The sequence below is a fragment of the Rhizobium sp. Pop5 genome, from assembly GCF_024721175.1.
Lineage (GTDB): Bacteria > Pseudomonadota > Alphaproteobacteria > Rhizobiales > Rhizobiaceae > Rhizobium.
In genome coordinates this window covers 920,779-935,409 of record NZ_CP099402.1, presented here as the reverse complement: position 1 = coordinate 935,409, position 14,631 = coordinate 920,779, and the positions used below count along the sequence as shown (strand labels likewise).

Annotated in this window: 8 protein-coding genes; 4 read left to right on the top strand and 4 right to left on the bottom strand. The window is 58.6% G+C overall.

Features of this window, described 5'->3' with window-relative positions; translation table 11 throughout:
• Window positions 1-418: 418 nt before the first annotated feature.
• The 3 genes from NE852_RS32475 to NE852_RS32465 are packed head-to-tail and all read left to right on the top strand — an operon-like array spanning window position 419 to window position 10,157.
• A complete protein-coding gene (locus NE852_RS32475; RefSeq protein ID WP_258157085.1) occupies window positions 419-6,403 on the top strand; it encodes a DUF3320 domain-containing protein in 5,985 nt (1,994 codons plus the stop codon).
• Window positions 6,404-6,405: 2 nt separating this feature from the next.
• Complete coding sequence (locus tag NE852_RS32470) at window positions 6,406-7,530, top strand: DNA repair exonuclease (RefSeq protein WP_008532804.1); 1,125 nt, start codon at window positions 6,406-6,408, stop codon at window positions 7,528-7,530.
• The gene (locus NE852_RS32465) at window positions 7,527-10,157 is read left to right on the top strand and encodes an AAA family ATPase (protein WP_258157084.1); all 2,631 of its coding nucleotides are present in this window, start codon (window positions 7,527-7,529) and stop codon (window positions 10,155-10,157) included. The genes NE852_RS32470 and NE852_RS32465 overlap by 4 nt, the downstream gene beginning before the upstream one ends.
• A 337-nt stretch (window positions 10,158-10,494) precedes the next feature.
• On the opposite strand, the gene NE852_RS32460 is transcribed toward NE852_RS32465, so the two are convergent.
• The 4 genes from NE852_RS32460 to NE852_RS32445 are packed head-to-tail and all read right to left on the bottom strand — an operon-like array spanning window position 10,495 to window position 13,468.
• Complete coding sequence (locus NE852_RS32460; RefSeq protein ID WP_008532812.1) at window positions 10,495-11,184, bottom strand: RraA family protein; 690 nt, start codon at window positions 11,182-11,184, stop codon at window positions 10,495-10,497.
• A gap of 22 nt (window positions 11,185-11,206) precedes the next feature.
• Window positions 11,207-12,079 carry an NAD(P)-dependent oxidoreductase gene (locus tag NE852_RS32455; protein WP_008532813.1) on the bottom strand — a complete coding sequence of 291 codons (873 nt, stop codon included), beginning with the start codon at window positions 12,077-12,079 and terminating at the stop codon, window positions 11,207-11,209.
• 29 nt (window positions 12,080-12,108) lie between these two features.
• Entirely contained in the window at window positions 12,109-12,813 is a 705-nt protein-coding gene (locus NE852_RS32450; RefSeq protein ID WP_258157083.1) for a TRAP transporter large permease subunit, read from the bottom strand.
• Window positions 12,734-13,468 carry an SLC13 family permease gene (locus NE852_RS32445; protein WP_258157082.1) on the bottom strand — a complete coding sequence of 245 codons (735 nt, stop codon included), beginning with the start codon at window positions 13,466-13,468 and terminating at the stop codon, window positions 12,734-12,736. The genes NE852_RS32450 and NE852_RS32445 overlap by 80 nt, the downstream gene beginning before the upstream one ends.
• 187 nt (window positions 13,469-13,655) lie before the next feature.
• Between NE852_RS32445 and NE852_RS32440 the strand changes: the two genes are divergently transcribed.
• Window positions 13,656-14,555, top strand: coding sequence for a LysR family transcriptional regulator (locus NE852_RS32440; protein WP_008532815.1), 900 nt, complete (start codon window positions 13,656-13,658; stop codon window positions 14,553-14,555).
• The last annotated feature ends 76 nt before the right edge of the window (window positions 14,556-14,631 follow it).

The following is a 14,631-nucleotide window of genomic DNA, read 5'->3' as shown; positions in this document are numbered from 1 at the left end:
GCGTGTCCCATTGGACACGGTGACGCGGAGCCGCCTTTTTGAGGCGCCCGGATCATGCCCTTCGTTACGCTCGACTCCGGTGCGCCCGCGGCGGCGCTGCGTGGAACATCGCCAGGCAACGGCCAGTCGTCCCATTCGCTCCGGCCGCTGCCGACTGAGTTGCCCAAGGCGACGAGAACGTGGGCAGATACGTGTTTTAAGGTATTTGCTTGCTAAGCAAGCTGGGCGGAGAGTTCGATTCCTTTCAAGGCGAATGCTCGCCTCTCAGTGGCAAGTGACTTCCAGAAGCGGCTGATGCAAATAGAAACGATAGCCTTGGGCATGGCTCGGGGAAACCCTAAAATGTGATCTCAACAAAAATAAAGGTCTTCTTAAAGTTGCGAAACGCCGCTAGTCTTCCCGCGAGAGGGAGGCAGCAATGCAGATTTTCGAAAGTAATGGTACAGAGGAACAAGAAGCCGAAAAATCCGACAATCCTACCGTTGTTGTCGATGTTGCCGCCAGCTTCACCTACGCATCTTACCAAAATGCCATTCCGGTAATCCGCTCGATTCTGATTGAGAATAATACTGATAGGCACATTGAAAACTGCCGTCTCGACCTGACGTCTTCGCCTTCGTTCCTGAGGCCGAAATCATGGATTGTTGATCGCCTGATGGCGGGCGATCGGCTTCCGCTGGTCGATCGGAAAGTCGAATTCGACGCCGCCTATCTCTCCGGCCTAAATGAGGCAGAGCGCGGTGAGATCACGCTACGTCTATCCAGGGGTGGAGAGATTCTGGACGAACGACGCCTTCCCGTCAGACTGCTTGCGCGAGACGAATGGGGAGGCGTTGCCGATATGGTGCAACTGCTGCCAGCCTTCGTTATGCCGAACGATCCGGGAGTTGCCCAAATCCTACGGATGGCAGCGGAAAGGCTAGCTGCCCACGGTCAGCCAGGAGGATTGGACGGCTATCAGTCGCAGAATCCCCAGCGAGCCTACATGCTCGCCGCAGCTATCTATTCAGCCGTTGCCGGGATGGGGTTTCACTACGCAGAGCCGCCGGCAAGTTTTGAAAGTCGCGGCCAGAAGATTCGGCGTCCCAGCACAATTGCCGAGGAGCGCCTGGCGACCTGTCTTGATACTACCCTTCTTTTTGCCGCCGGGCTGGAAGCCGCCGGATTGCATCCGGTCGTCTTGATGTTCGATGGGCATGCGGCAGTTGGTGTATGGCTGTCCAAGAGAACCTTTGCCCATGCGATCGAGACGGATCATATGGAGGTCCGAAAGGCCCTGGCATCGCGCGAGTTGGTAGTGTTTGAAACGACTGGCGTGACGCATCGTCCCGCCATGACCTTGGAAAGTGCACAGCGGGCCCTGGACAGCCGTCTCGGAGAAGGCGAAGCTCACGCATTCGTCGCGGCGATCGATGTCAGGCGATCGAGAAGCGGCGGGGTTATGCCACTCGCCTCACATGAGCCGATCCGGCGCAATGTCCTCGATGACGAAATGTCACCCGTCGCAGATCTGCCACTTCCCTCAGCCCCCAATTTCGGCGAGTTACCGGCTGATATCATCGAGGTCAGACCGACCACCGCCGCGGGCCGCATCGACCGCTGGCAGAAGAAGCTGTTGGATCTCACCCTTCGCAACCGGCTCCTCAACTTTCCGGAATCGAAGAAGACGATTCCATTTCTCTGCACTGACGTCGCCTTTCTCGAAGACCGACTCGCGAATGGCGCTGCAGTACGGATCATTTCGTTGCCCGAACAGAACCCGCTCGGCGAACGGGACGCGGCGCTCTATCGTGACGTGCACGGCCGCGATCTTCAGCGCAATTTTGCTGCCGAAGCTCTACTGAGGGACGAACTCCCGTCGCCACTGGACACGCACCAGCTCGAGGCTCGGTTGATCGACCTGTACAGGCAGGTCCGTAATGATTTTGCCGAGGGCGGAGCAAACACCCTCTTTCTTGCCGTCGGCTTCCTGCGGTGGAAGAAGAAACCGGAGGATGAGCGCAGCTATCGAGCCCCGCTTTTGTTGGTTCCGGTAAAGCTTGAGCGCCGCAGTGCCAGTTCGCGCTTTACGATCCGCTTTCATGAGGATGAGCCGCGCTTCAATGCCACTCTCTTGCAATTCCTGGAGCGTGATTTTGACCTGACGCTTCCCCAGTTCGGCGGCGATCTGCCGCTCGATGACAATGGGGTGGATGTACCGCGTCTTCTCGCGATGATGCGGCAGGCGGTCCGTGACGTGCCTGGTATGGAGGTTGTGGACGAGACAGCATTGTCGACCTTCTCCTTCGCGAAATTCCTCATGTGGAAGGATCTCGTCGAACGCACCGAGGCGCTTCGCGAGAACCGGGTGGTCCGCCATCTGATCGATACGCCGGAGGAAGCCTTCCAAGGAGGCGGCGGGCAATCGGCGTTCCGCGACGAGCGTGAGCTCGATCATGCTTACGCGCCAGCGGACATTATTTGCCTTCTTCCGTCAGATTCATCCCAGACAGCGGCAAGCCTGGCGGCCGCTGAGGGCCGAGATTTCGTCATTGTCGGTCCTCCCGGTACGGGCAAGAGCCAGACCATCGCAAACATGATCGCGAACTGCCTCGCGGTGGGAAAAACGGTCCTGTTCGTCGCTGAAAAGACGGCCGCGCTCGACGTGGTCTATCGTCGATTACGCGCGCACGGCCTCGGAGATCACTGCATCGAATTGCATTCGCACAAGGCTGATCGCCGACATTTCCTTGGACAGCTCAAGGCAGCCTGGGAGCATGGCGGTCGGACAGATGCGTCGGAGTGGGTCGCGATCAACGAGCGACTTCGATTGCGCCGCGACGAGCTCAATGCCTACGTCGGAGCTTTGCACAATCGTTATCCAAACGGATGGACGACTTATCTGGCATTGGGCGTCGCGCTCAAGGCTGTTGACGCTCCGGCACCAACCTTGTCATGGTTGGAACGAGACGCTCATGACGCGCAGACGTTACGCGAGCTTGAAGACCTTGCGGGCGAACTCGGCTTGGTCTTCGCATCGGTCGAACGGCAGCCAGCACTGGACCTTGTCAGGGTTGGCGAATGGACTTCCGCCTGGCAGGATGGGTTGTTAGCGTCCGCACAATCGTTGCAGAATGCGATCGATCTGTTGGCCAGCTCAATCGACGGGTATCTCGCGAGCATGAGCCTGAAGCCGCGGGAACGGTCGTCACAAGCCGAACTCCAAGCACTGGAAGGTCTAGCGCGAGCACTGCAGAAATGCCGAGGTCGCGACATCACGATCGCATTCGATCGTGACTTCGCGCGATGTGCCGAGGCACTGGAAAGTCTTCGAAATTCTATCGAGGCCTATCGCGAAGCAGAGCGCGGACTTGCAGCATCTTATGGAGCCTCCGCCATTCGAGACCTTGATCCGGACGCGCTGGATCGCCAATGGCGAGAGGCGAGCGCTTCGTTTTGGCCAAACGCGATGCTCGGCAAGCGCAAGATTCAAAAGCTGCTGCAAAGCTATGCCGATAAAGGTACCGTGGAACCGGAGCAGGACCTTCCACTATTGCGCCGCATGAAGGATTGCCTGGCGGCGATCGACCAGAATCTGTTGAACGGAAAACCCTTGCCGGTACACGGCCTGGGTACAGACGTCGGAGTGGTTGCCCAAACTTTGGAACTAGCGCGAGAGTTTCGTGCCACCATGCCGCTTCCGGGACGTGATCAGGAGGAGATACGGTCGGCGCTCCGCATCATCGCACCATGTCTCCACGCAGTGGTTGAAAACGATGGCGTCCGGCAAGGGGGAGACAGGCTTCTTGCCGCAGTCGAAGGCTTTAAGGAAGCGCGTCAGCGCTTCAGCACGATTGCGGGGTGGGATCGCTCTGGTGAGAAAGACGTGGTCGACCTTGCGACGCTCAGGGAGAAGCTTGATGCTCTCATCGGAGCACGACATCTGCTTCGCGATTGGTCGGCCTGGCGCCGGATCAGAAGCCGCGCAATGCACGCGAACCTGTCCTCTCTGGTCGAACAGATTGAGACTGGGGTGATCCGGCCCGATGAAGCGCGAGCTGCGTTTCGCCTCGGTTACGCGAGGTGGTGGCTTCCGAAGGTTCTGGACGCAGACCCTGTTCTGCGGAATTTCCGCCGTTTCCAGCACGAAAACGCAATTCGTGAATTTCGTGAAATCGATGATCTCGTCCGATCACACGCTACCTCACGTGTCGTCAGTGTGATTGCCCACGGATTGCCGCCCGTTCAGAGCGTTTCCCGTAATTCGGAACTCGGCCTATTGCGCTACCAGATGGAGTTGCAACGGCCGAGCCAGTCGATACGAGACATGATCGGCAAGATGCCGCAGAACTTTTCAAAGCTTGCGCCCTGCATGCTTATGTCGCCGCTCTCCATTGCTCAGTATCTCCCACCGAACCAGGCGTTGTTTGACGTTGTGATCTTCGATGAGGCGTCGCAGATAACAACCTGGGATGCTGTCGGCGCCATCGCGCGAGCGCGCCAGACGATTATCGTCGGGGATCCGAAGCAGTTGCCGCCGACGAACTTCTTCGGACGCAACGAGGACGAGGAGGACGTCGCCGACCATGAGAAGGATCTGGAGAGCATTCTTGACGAGGTGAAGGCAGCTGGCATTCCAGTCCGCGATTTGCGATGGCATTATCGCAGCCGAAGCGAGTCCCTGATCGCTTTCTCAAACCATCACTACTACCAGAACCGTCTGGTAACGTTCCCGTCGCCCGCCGTCGAAGACCGCGCCGTGCATCTGCGCAAGGTACCCAACGGCATCTACGACCGTGGGAAGAGCAGAACCAACCGGATCGAAGCAGAGGCAGTCGCAAAAGAAGCCGTTTCCCAAATGAAGGCGGGGTTGAAATTGCCTGAAAAAGATCGCCCGACGCTTGGGGTTATCACCTTCAACGCGCAGCAGCAGTCGCTGATCCTCGATCTCCTCGATGCCGCGCGCCGAGATGATCCGGAGCTGGAGTGGTTCTTTGTCGAGGAACGGGTCGAGCCCACGATCGTCAAGAACCTGGAGAACGTCCAGGGTGACGAGCGAGACGTCATCCTGTTTTCGATCACGTTCTGGAAGGACGCCGCTGGCAAGCTCACGATGGATTTCGGGGCGCTCAACCGGGACGGTGGCGAGCGCCGCCTCAATGTTGCTGTGACACGTGCGCGGCAGGAACTCATCGTCTTCTCGGGTTTCACGGCTGACCAGATCGACCCGACCCGCACAAAGGCACTCGCCGTACAACATCTGAAGACATTCCTCGACTACGCTGAGCGTGGCGCGATCGCCCTGCCGGCCCAGGATATCGGCTCTGTCGGCGGTTTCGACTCCCCGTTCGAGGAGGCCGTCGCTGCGCAATTGGAGCGCCGCGGCTGGCGAGTCGTGCCGCAGGTTGGGATTTCCGGATTTCGGATCGATTTCGGCATCCGCCATCCGGATCTGGCTGGTAGCTATCTGGCGGGCGTGGAGTGCGATGGCGCGACCTATCATGGATCGGCCACCGCCAGAGACCGCGACAAGGTCCGTGAACAGGTGTTGAGAGGCCTTGGGTGGAACATATTGCGTGTCTGGTCGACCGATTGGTGGTTCGATGCAGCAGGCTGCGCCGAGCGACTTCATGCCAGCCTCGAAGCACTGCTGGTGGAGAGCAGGGCGCGCCGTGCCACGGAAACGGAGCACACTGCCACCCGTTGGAACATGGGGCACGAGGTGGAGGGGATTGACGAAATTCATGACGACGAAGCCGCCCCTCCTGTCGAGCCGGCTATCTCGCCTCCAGCGATCGTTGAGACCGAACTCGTCTCTGTGGAAACGCCGCCCTCATCAAGCATGTCTGAATCTGTTGAAACGCAACCACCTGTCGCCTCGGTCGGCGACGAAGCATTGGATGGGCTGCGATATCGTGTCACTGATCTGTCCAGCTTCCGAGCCGATCCCGATCAGTTCTTCGAATTCGGTTATAGAGATACCCTGCGAGGCATGATCGAAGTGGTCATCGAAACCGAAAGCCCGGTACGCACAGACATACTAGCCCAGCGGATTTCTCGGGCGCACGGCTGGTTGCGTACCGGTGGACAGATCCGAGAGAGGATCGACCTTCATCTCCGCGGTCTCCACACGACCAAGGAATCGAGCGGCGAATTTGTCTGGAAGGCGGGAGCCGTTTCCGAAATTATTCCATACCGGCAACCAGCCAGCGAAGATGCACGCAGATCGATCGCCGATATCCCGCTTGCTGAACTCGCTTTTGTGGTACTCGATAATCCCGACTTACTGGACCAATTAGATCCGGCGCGAGATCTGGCTCGGCTGCTTGGTGTCGAGCGTCTTGCCGCTGTTTCCCGTGCACGGCTTGACGAAGCCATTGCGAGAGCGCGGCGGCATATTTCAACCCCCCATTCATTCGAGTAGCCATGTTCCGATTTATCCATTCAAGCGACCTGCATCTTGGCAAGCGCTTCGGCAATTTCTCGGGCGACTTGCCCAGTCGATTGCGCGAAGCAAGACACGCAGTCATCGCGCGGCTCGCTCAGCACGCCCGCGAACAAGGCGCCACCACTATTCTGCTCGCGGGCGACACATTCGACACCGAAACGCCTGCGTCGGATGTCCGAAGACAGGCTCTCGCGGAGATGCAAAACCACGCCCCGATCCAATGGATAATTTTGCCCGGCAACCACGATTCGCTGCAGGCAACGCAGCTTTGGACGACGCTAAATGTAGAAGTGCCGGAAAATGTCGTGCTCGCGGTCGAGCCTCGGCCGGTCGAGTTGGCGAGGGACGTTATTCTATTGCCGGCCCCTTGCACCACACGCCGTCCTGGCCGGGATTTGACTGAATGGATGGATGGCGAAGGAACGCCAGAGGGAGCGCTTCGCATCGGGCTTGCCCATGGCGCAATTCAGAGTTTCTCGGAGGAGGCAACCGCCTCGGATGTTATTGCGGTGGACCGGGCACGGCGAGCCGGCCTTGACTATCTGGCGCTTGGCGATTGGCACGGCGCGGTCGAGGTCGATCAGCGAACCCATTACTGTGGTACGCCTGAACCCGACCGTTTCAAACACCAACGTCCAGGCACCGCGTTGCTTGTTAGCATTGCCGGCCCCTCCGCCCAGCCCGAGGTAACGCCGTTGCCGACGGAAAGCTTTGCCTGGCGCAGGCTGGATCTCCACCTTCTCGAAGGCGACGATCCCGTGTCGGCCTTAGAAACGCTCCTGCCGGATTCCAGGCATCGAAGGAAGACACTCGCACGCGTGGTGGCGACAGGCCGCAGCCGCCTGGCGGCGCGGGCGGCGTTGGCGGGTGCGGCCGAGAGACTGTTGCCGGATTTCGCATTCCTCGAGCTGGATGACATTGGTATTGCGACGGAGTACGAGGTCGAAGACCTTGACCAGATAGATCGCGGAGGCGCGCTTCGCGAGGCAGCGAATGCGTTACGTGCCGAGGCCGACGACGAGAGTCGTGCATCGTCTGAACGTGATATCGCACGGGCGGCGCTTGTACGCCTTTATTCTTACGCACAGGTGATCACACCATGAAAATTTCGGCACTACGCTTATTCAACGTGAAGCGGTTTGCCAATCGTGGTGTTGCCATTGATGGTATTGGCGATGGCGTTAACGTCCTTTGCGCTGCCAACGAGTTTGGCAAGTCGACGAGCTTTGAAGCGCTGCATGCGCTCTTTTTTCAACCACATTCTGGCACTCCCGCCGATGTTCAAAAATTGCGGCCCTACAGCGGTGGCAATCCGCTGCTCGAAGCTGACATCTCTACGGCGGAAGGCCGCTTTCGGATTACCAAGCAATACTATGGCGGCCGATCCGCACGCGTTACCGATCTTGGGACCGGTCGGCTATTGGCCCAGGCAGACGAGGCCGAAAACTTTATTGCCCGTTTGATCAGAGGGGGTACCGCCGGGCCAGCCGGTCTCCTTTGGGTTCGCCAGGGAATTACTGGGATCGAAAAGCGAACCCGCTCCGAAGAAGATGGTGAAAAGCAGGTCCGGCAGAGCTTGTTAGAATCCGTGCAGGGAGAGGTTGAGGCCGTTACTGGCGGGCGCCGGATGGCTGAGATCATGAGCGCCGCGAAAGATGCGCTTTCGGAGATGGTCACCTCCACCGGGAGACCGAAGAGTGGTGGACGCTACGCCGCCGCCATTGAGGAGCGCGAAAAACTCGCTGCGGACGAGCAGAGGCTTTTAAGCGAAGTCACCGTTCTACGAGAGGCGTTGAACAAGCGGATGAACGCAGCAAAGCGGCTTGCCGAACTAGACAGTGCCGAGGACAGGGCAGAGCGGCAAAAGGCAGTCGCGAAGGCGCAGGCTGGTTTTGACGCTGCGAAGGCACATAGCGAGAAGTTAAAGACAGCTGAAGCGGAACTAAAACTCGTTCGAGAACGACGCAACAGTGCGGAGCGGGAGCTCAAGACGTTCTTGGCAGCCCTTGAAAAGGCAAAGGCACTGCAGGAGAGGCTTGTTGTGGACGAAGCGCGCCGTGCCGATGCCCTGCGTAAGCGCCACGAGGCCATTGAGGCAATCGAAAAGGCTCGTGAGGATGTAGATGCCGCGGAGACTGAGGAGCAGCAGGCACGAGATCAGCTTGCTCGTCTGGACGTGGCACTGAGGGCGCGTGAGGCAGCGGATCGTTTGACTCAATTGAAGGAACAACTGGCCCAGTCGGAGGCGGTCCGCCAGGCTCTCGAAGAGGGCGAAGCGCAATTCTCACTTCTGAAGATACTTCCGAATGCCATCGATGAGCTTCAAACCCTGGAAGTTGAAATTGCGAAGCTTCGCGCCGTCGATGAGGCCGCTCGTCCTTCACTTGCGATTCACTACAGTAAGGATGCGGCAGACCTTGTGACCATGAACGGCACGCCGCTGACCGACGGGGAAGAGCGCAGTTACGATGGTCAAGCGCAGCTTGAGGTGCCAGGATTTGGCACGATTACGGTACGCTCAAACCATCAGGCTGCGAGCGACAACCGCCTTGAGCAGGCCGAAGCAAAGCGGCACACGCTACTTGCATCAATGGGTGTCGAAAGCCTGGCTAAGGCACGGGCGCGGCAGGTCAGCGCGCAGCAGGTTGACGCTGACCTGCGGGAGCTGCGGGCTCGGCTGTCGCTTCTCGCGCCGGAGGGACTGTCCAAGCTTAGAGAGGATGTTGCCGCGGATGAGGTGATTAGCGCCGAGCCCGTCGAATTGGAAGAGAGCCCCACGCTGGTCCGGGCAGCTCTTTTCGAATCCGAAGAGCGACGGAAGAAGACACGACAGGCTTTGCGGGAGGTAGAGCCCCAACAGGCACGAGCCGACGAAGCCTTCGTCGCAGCGGAGACGGCGTTGGCTTCGTTGATGGCCGAACAGATCCAGGTCGAAGCGATCCTAGGTCCAGAAGAAGGTCGGGTTGGGCGCGCGCAGGTTTTATCGAACACATTGGCTGACCTCGACGTCGCGCTCTCCAAGTCCGAAACGCATATTGCAAAGCTCGACTCTGCCGCGGTCGATCTGGACGCGGTCGAGGCCGCACTGAAGCGCGCGCTTTCAATCGAGCAGGCAACCGATAGGGAGATCAACGCGCTACGCGAGATCATGGCCGGCCTGAACGCCGAGATCCGTGCGCAGTCAGACGAGGCGGTGGAAGAGAAATGGCGTGAGGCCGCCGAGGCTTATTCTGCCGCGAAGGCGCGCGCCGAGGCGTTCGAGAAGGAAGTAGCTGTTCTCCAGCGGCTGACTGAAGCATTGGAGACTGCCCGGTCTGAAGCCCGCGAACTTTATCTCAAGCCCGTCATGGCAGAACTGGGGCCGCTTCTAAGGCTACTCTTCGATGACGTTTCGATTACCTTCGACGAGAAGACGCTTCTGCCGCACACTATTCTGCGCAACGGACAGGAAGAGGAGGTCGATCGCCTGAGTGGAGGTATGCGGGAGCAGCTCTCTGTACTGACACGACTTGCCTTTGCGAGGCTGCTTGCGCGCGACGATCGGCCGGCGCCGGTTATCCTTGATGACGCACTCGTCTATTCGGATGACGATCGCATTGAGAAGATGTTTGACGCACTCCATCGACAGTCGAGAGACCAGCAGATCATTGTTTTTTCCTGTCGCCAACGGGCATTTCAGAAGCTCGGGGGAAACATACTGCACATGTCAGAGTGGCAGCCGAGCCTATGATGAGTAGCTCTGATTTATGGAATGAAATCAATGCTTCGTTGGCGACGCGGTATTTTAAGCATCTGACTGAATTTGCTTATTGGCACTTTCTCGCCTCTGTATGCTTTTGGTTCGATTCCGTTCAAGACCTTAAAAGTCTCGTGTTGACCGTGGCTACGAGCCTGCAATTCGTTAGCCCCTCCGCGGGAAACGCGGAAGGACCTTGCGCTTTTTTTGCAAATCAAGTCGCCCGCTGGCTGGCCGGGGTATCGGGCGACGTGCGCAATGTGGGCCGGCAATCGCTCCGCGGCCGACGTACCTCCGCTGTTTTTGCAGAGTGATGTTTTTTCCGGTCCGCTTAGCGATAGGTATCCTCAATAATCTCGCAGCCCTTGGCCGCTAGTTCCTTGTCGATCCAGGATGTGTTCAGTGTACCGCCGATGATCGATTTCATCTTGTCGTCTTCAGAGGTCTGCTTATTGCGTGCCTTCTCGGCGATCTCTGCAGCATCCGCCTGGCGGACGACCACGATGCCGTCGTCGTCGCCAACGAGAATGTCACCGGGATGAACGACCGTGCTACCGATCGATACGGGCACGTTGATTTCGCCGGGACCGTCCTTGTAGGGACCAGCTGGCGTCACACCGGCGGCGAAGATCGGCAGGTCCATTTCTCTCAGCGTTGCGAGATCGCGAATAGCGCCGTCGATGATGACGCCGCCGAGTTTCTTTTGAACCGCCGTCTGCATCATCAGTTCGCCGGTAATCGCATTCGTTAAGTCGCCATGAGCATCGAATACGATGACATCGCCAGGCTGCGCCATGTCGAGCGCCTTGTGCAGCAGCAGATTGTCGCCGGCGCGGCTCTTCACCGTAAAGGCAGGTCCGATCAGGTTGCCCTTCGAGATCTTGCGGATGCGAGCGTCGAGCATCGAAGAGCGGTTGAGGCAGTCGCCGATATTGGCGGTTGGCAGGCCGCGTAGGCCTTCGACGAGTGCTGCATCCGGGCGATTGATCTTCGTGAAGATGCGAAATCCGATATTTGACATGGAGGTGATCCTTCCGTTCAGATTACTTTGCCAGCACGGCGAAAATGTCGTGGTAGTCTTCCGGTGGCTTGGCGTTGAAGTGTTCGCGGAAGCCCTGCTTGACGCACCAGGCGAGCTTGTCTTTCGCGGCAATGGACATGGTCGCGTCGACGCCGAGGCTGTTTAGCGTCGCGATGACCTCGTCCATCTCGTGCTCACGCCGCTCGGCGTGGATAACGCCTCGGGCCATCAGGTCGGTTGCCTGCTTGATGAAGTCGTCCGTGGTGAGCGACGCCCGGATCGAATCGAGCACATCGTCTTCGAGCCCGAACTGGCGCCCGGCAACCACTGCCTCGAGAAGCAGCATCACATAGCCCTTCATGAAGATGCTGCGAAACATCTTCGAAGCCGAGGCCTTGCCTGCCGGTCCGTCGATCGCCGTCACCTTTGCGCCGAAGCGATTGAGATAATCAGCGATGGCGACGGCGCCCTTGCCCGATGCCAGCATCGGAACCTTGTGACGGTTTCCGGGCACCGTTCCCATAACGGCGACGTCGACGAAGGTGGCGCGGGGCGAGATGATGCGATCGACACTCGTCTTGGTGTCGGGACCTGCCGAGTTGAGGTCGACATAGATCTGTTCGGGCCGCAATAGCGCAGCGCTCTGCTCGGCGACCGGGACCGCCATGTTTGCGCTGATCGAGCAGACGACGATGTCGACCTTGCCGATAAGATCCGCCGCAGATGCCTCAAGGACCACGCCGGACCTGCCGGCGCGTTCCTGAATGAGCGAGGCATTCGGCTCGCGCTGCCAGGCCGCGTCGAAGGCGCGAATGCCTGTCATCCCCTCGTCGCGCAGGCCTTCGGCGATATTGTAGGAAGCCTCGCCGAAACCAAGAAAGCCCAAAGTCTGCATGGATTGTCCTTCGAGTTATGCTTCCGGCATCAGACCGGAAGAACGCCAGTCACGATTGCGACCACGATGAAAATGACGAACATCGGGATCGAATATTTGAAGAATTCCTTCTGATAGTCGGCGAACGACATCTCGGTGCGGTCCATCAGAAGGAAGAGCCAGGCAACCGTCGGCGAGCCGTAGCGGATGGCCTGACCCATGAAGGAAGCCATGCCGACTTCATGCGGAGTTAGGCCGTATTTGGCGCCGATCGGTGCGATGACCGGAAGGATGCCGAAATAGTAGGCATCGATCGGAAGCGCGTAGCAGGCGATCGCGCCGACCAGTGCGAAGATGATGCCGACGTGGCTGCCAAGCGATTCCGGAATGAGATGCGTCAGCGTCTCGGCGATAGCCGTCGACATACCGCTGCCGCTGAGGACGCCGAGGAAGAAGCCGGCCGCAATGATGATCGATGTCACGGCAATCGCATCGCCGCCATTGGCCGTGATGCGCTCGCGCTGTTCGGCGGCCGTGTAGTTGACGGCGAGCGCGACCGCAGTGGCGATGGTGAAGGCAAGTGCTCCGCCGACCCAGCCCATCAGGACGGCGACCAGTGTTGCGACGGTCAGGGCCAGATTGAACAGAAAGAGCCGCGGGCGCTTCAGCTCCTTGTCATTGTCGAGGATGACATTGACCATCTCTTCGATCTGCTGACGGTCGATCTGGTCCGCAGCCTTCAGAATCGAATCCAAGCCGCCTGCGCTCCTTCTGGCCCATGAAATAGGCAAGGAAGAAAATGTAGACGAGCGATACGGCAAGGATCGGCAGGATCTGAATGAAGAGTTCGTTGACCTCGACCTTCAGAACGGCCGCAGCACGCACGAGCGGGCCGCCCCACGGCAGACAGTTGCCGAGACCGGTTGGCAGGATGATCAGCATTGCCAGGTTTGAAAGCTTCATGTTCATGCGGCGGAAGAGCGGCGCGAACGTGCTGGTGATGATCAGGATGGTCGTTGTGCCGTCGCCGTCGAGCGTCACCACCGATGTCACGAAAACCGTGACCATCAGGATCTTGAGAGGATCGCCCTTGGCGCGGCGGATAAGGAATGTGCAGAGAGGGTCGAACAGCCCGACATTCATCATGATGCTGAAATACATAATCGCGAAAAGGATCATGATTGTCGGGTTGATGGTGCCGAGGTTGACTTTGCCTGCATCGTTGACGGTGTAGAAAAGCCCGTCGCGGAACCAGCCGAAGATCGGATCGATCGATCCGGTGGTCCAGAGCGCCGAAGCGCCGCCGAAGACAATAGACACGCCGATGAGCCCGGCAAAAACGGAAATATGCTTTCTGATCACGGAGATCAGGAACGACGCTATCATCAGATAGCCGAGACTGGCGATCACAAGGTCCTCCCGACGGCGCTTGCCGTCACTGTAAGCGGGGCCGCAACGGTTCCTCCCGGCGACCAATAAAAAAATGTTCTCGATCTGCTCGTTGTGGCAGATTGCCGAAAACCGGGACTGCTTATTGACCCAGCGGCTCCGCAAGTCTATTCGCGAATTTTCAACCTTTCATAACTCTGGGTAATCAATGGACCTTCGCGACCTTCGCTACTTCCTCAAGGTTGCCGAGTTCGGCCATCTCGGGCGCGCAGCCGAGGCACTGAACCTGTCGCAGCCTGCCCTGTCGAAGTGCATCCAGCGGTTGGAAGATGCCTATGGTGTTGCGCTCTTCGACAGGGCAGGGCGCGGCATCGTCCTAACCGAAGCCGGTGAACTCCTGCAGGAGCGGTATCAGTTGCTGGCGCATGACCTTGAGGATATCCGCACTCAGGTCTCGTCATTTCGCAAGGGGATCGCAGGAACGGTGCGCGTCGGCTGTTCGGCGTCGATCGCTCAATTTTTTCTTCCGCGCGTTTGCCGCACATTGCGGGAAAAGGCGCCGGACCTTCATTTGCTAATCCGCACCGCGATGGATGACGTGTTGGAGGACGCTCTCAAGGCCGGTTCGATCGACATCATTGTCCGTCCCGGACGTCCTGTTGAAGCCGACGGATGGATTGTTTCAGCGCCGCTTTTGAGCGACACCGTCGTAGTCGTCGCGAGTAAAGACCATCCGCTAGTTCATGAGGAACCCACTCTGGCGGCAATGTCGAGATTTGCATGGGTCTTGCCGACGCCTGCTGTCTCGACACGACAGTGGCTTGAGCAGGTATTCATTGCTGCGGGGTACCCAGCTCCAGATGCTGCAGTTACTGCAACGCCTCTTGTTGCCGCGCCCTTCATTCTCGAAGAGACTGATCTGCTGAGCTTCATGTCGCGCCAGAACCTGTCGGCATCAACAGGGATAGTCGAGCTAGAAAACCCGGCGACCACACTCCGCCGTCAGTTCGACATCGTCCATCGGTCACGGAGCTTCCTCTCTCCTGCCGTTCGCTATTTCCTGAATGTCATTCATCAGGAAGTCGCCATTGAAAAGCAGCCGCTCTGAGCGGCCGCTTGCCTTCATGCCCTAGGTGTTTGATCCCGGCACATTTGATGGTGCATTATTTTCCTTGGAATGGAGG

Bases quoted from the DNA above. Each gene is read 5' to 3' on its own strand.
- NE852_RS32440 (WP_008532815.1), top strand. From the start codon at position 13,656: ATGGACCTTCGCGACCTTCGCTACTTCCTCAAGGTTGCCGAGTTCGGC.
- NE852_RS32465 (WP_258157084.1), top strand. From the start codon at position 7,527: ATGAAAATTTCGGCACTACGCTTATTCAACGTGAAGCGGTTTGCCAAT.
- NE852_RS32455 (WP_008532813.1), bottom strand. From the start codon at position 12,079: ATGCAGACTTTGGGCTTTCTTGGTTTCGGCGAGGCTTCCTACAATATC.
- NE852_RS32470 (WP_008532804.1), top strand. From the start codon at position 6,406: ATGTTCCGATTTATCCATTCAAGCGACCTGCATCTTGGCAAGCGCTTC.
- NE852_RS32475 (WP_258157085.1), top strand. From the start codon at position 419: ATGCAGATTTTCGAAAGTAATGGTACAGAGGAACAAGAAGCCGAAAAA.
- NE852_RS32460 (WP_008532812.1), bottom strand. From the start codon at position 11,184: ATGTCAAATATCGGATTTCGCATCTTCACGAAGATCAATCGCCCGGAT.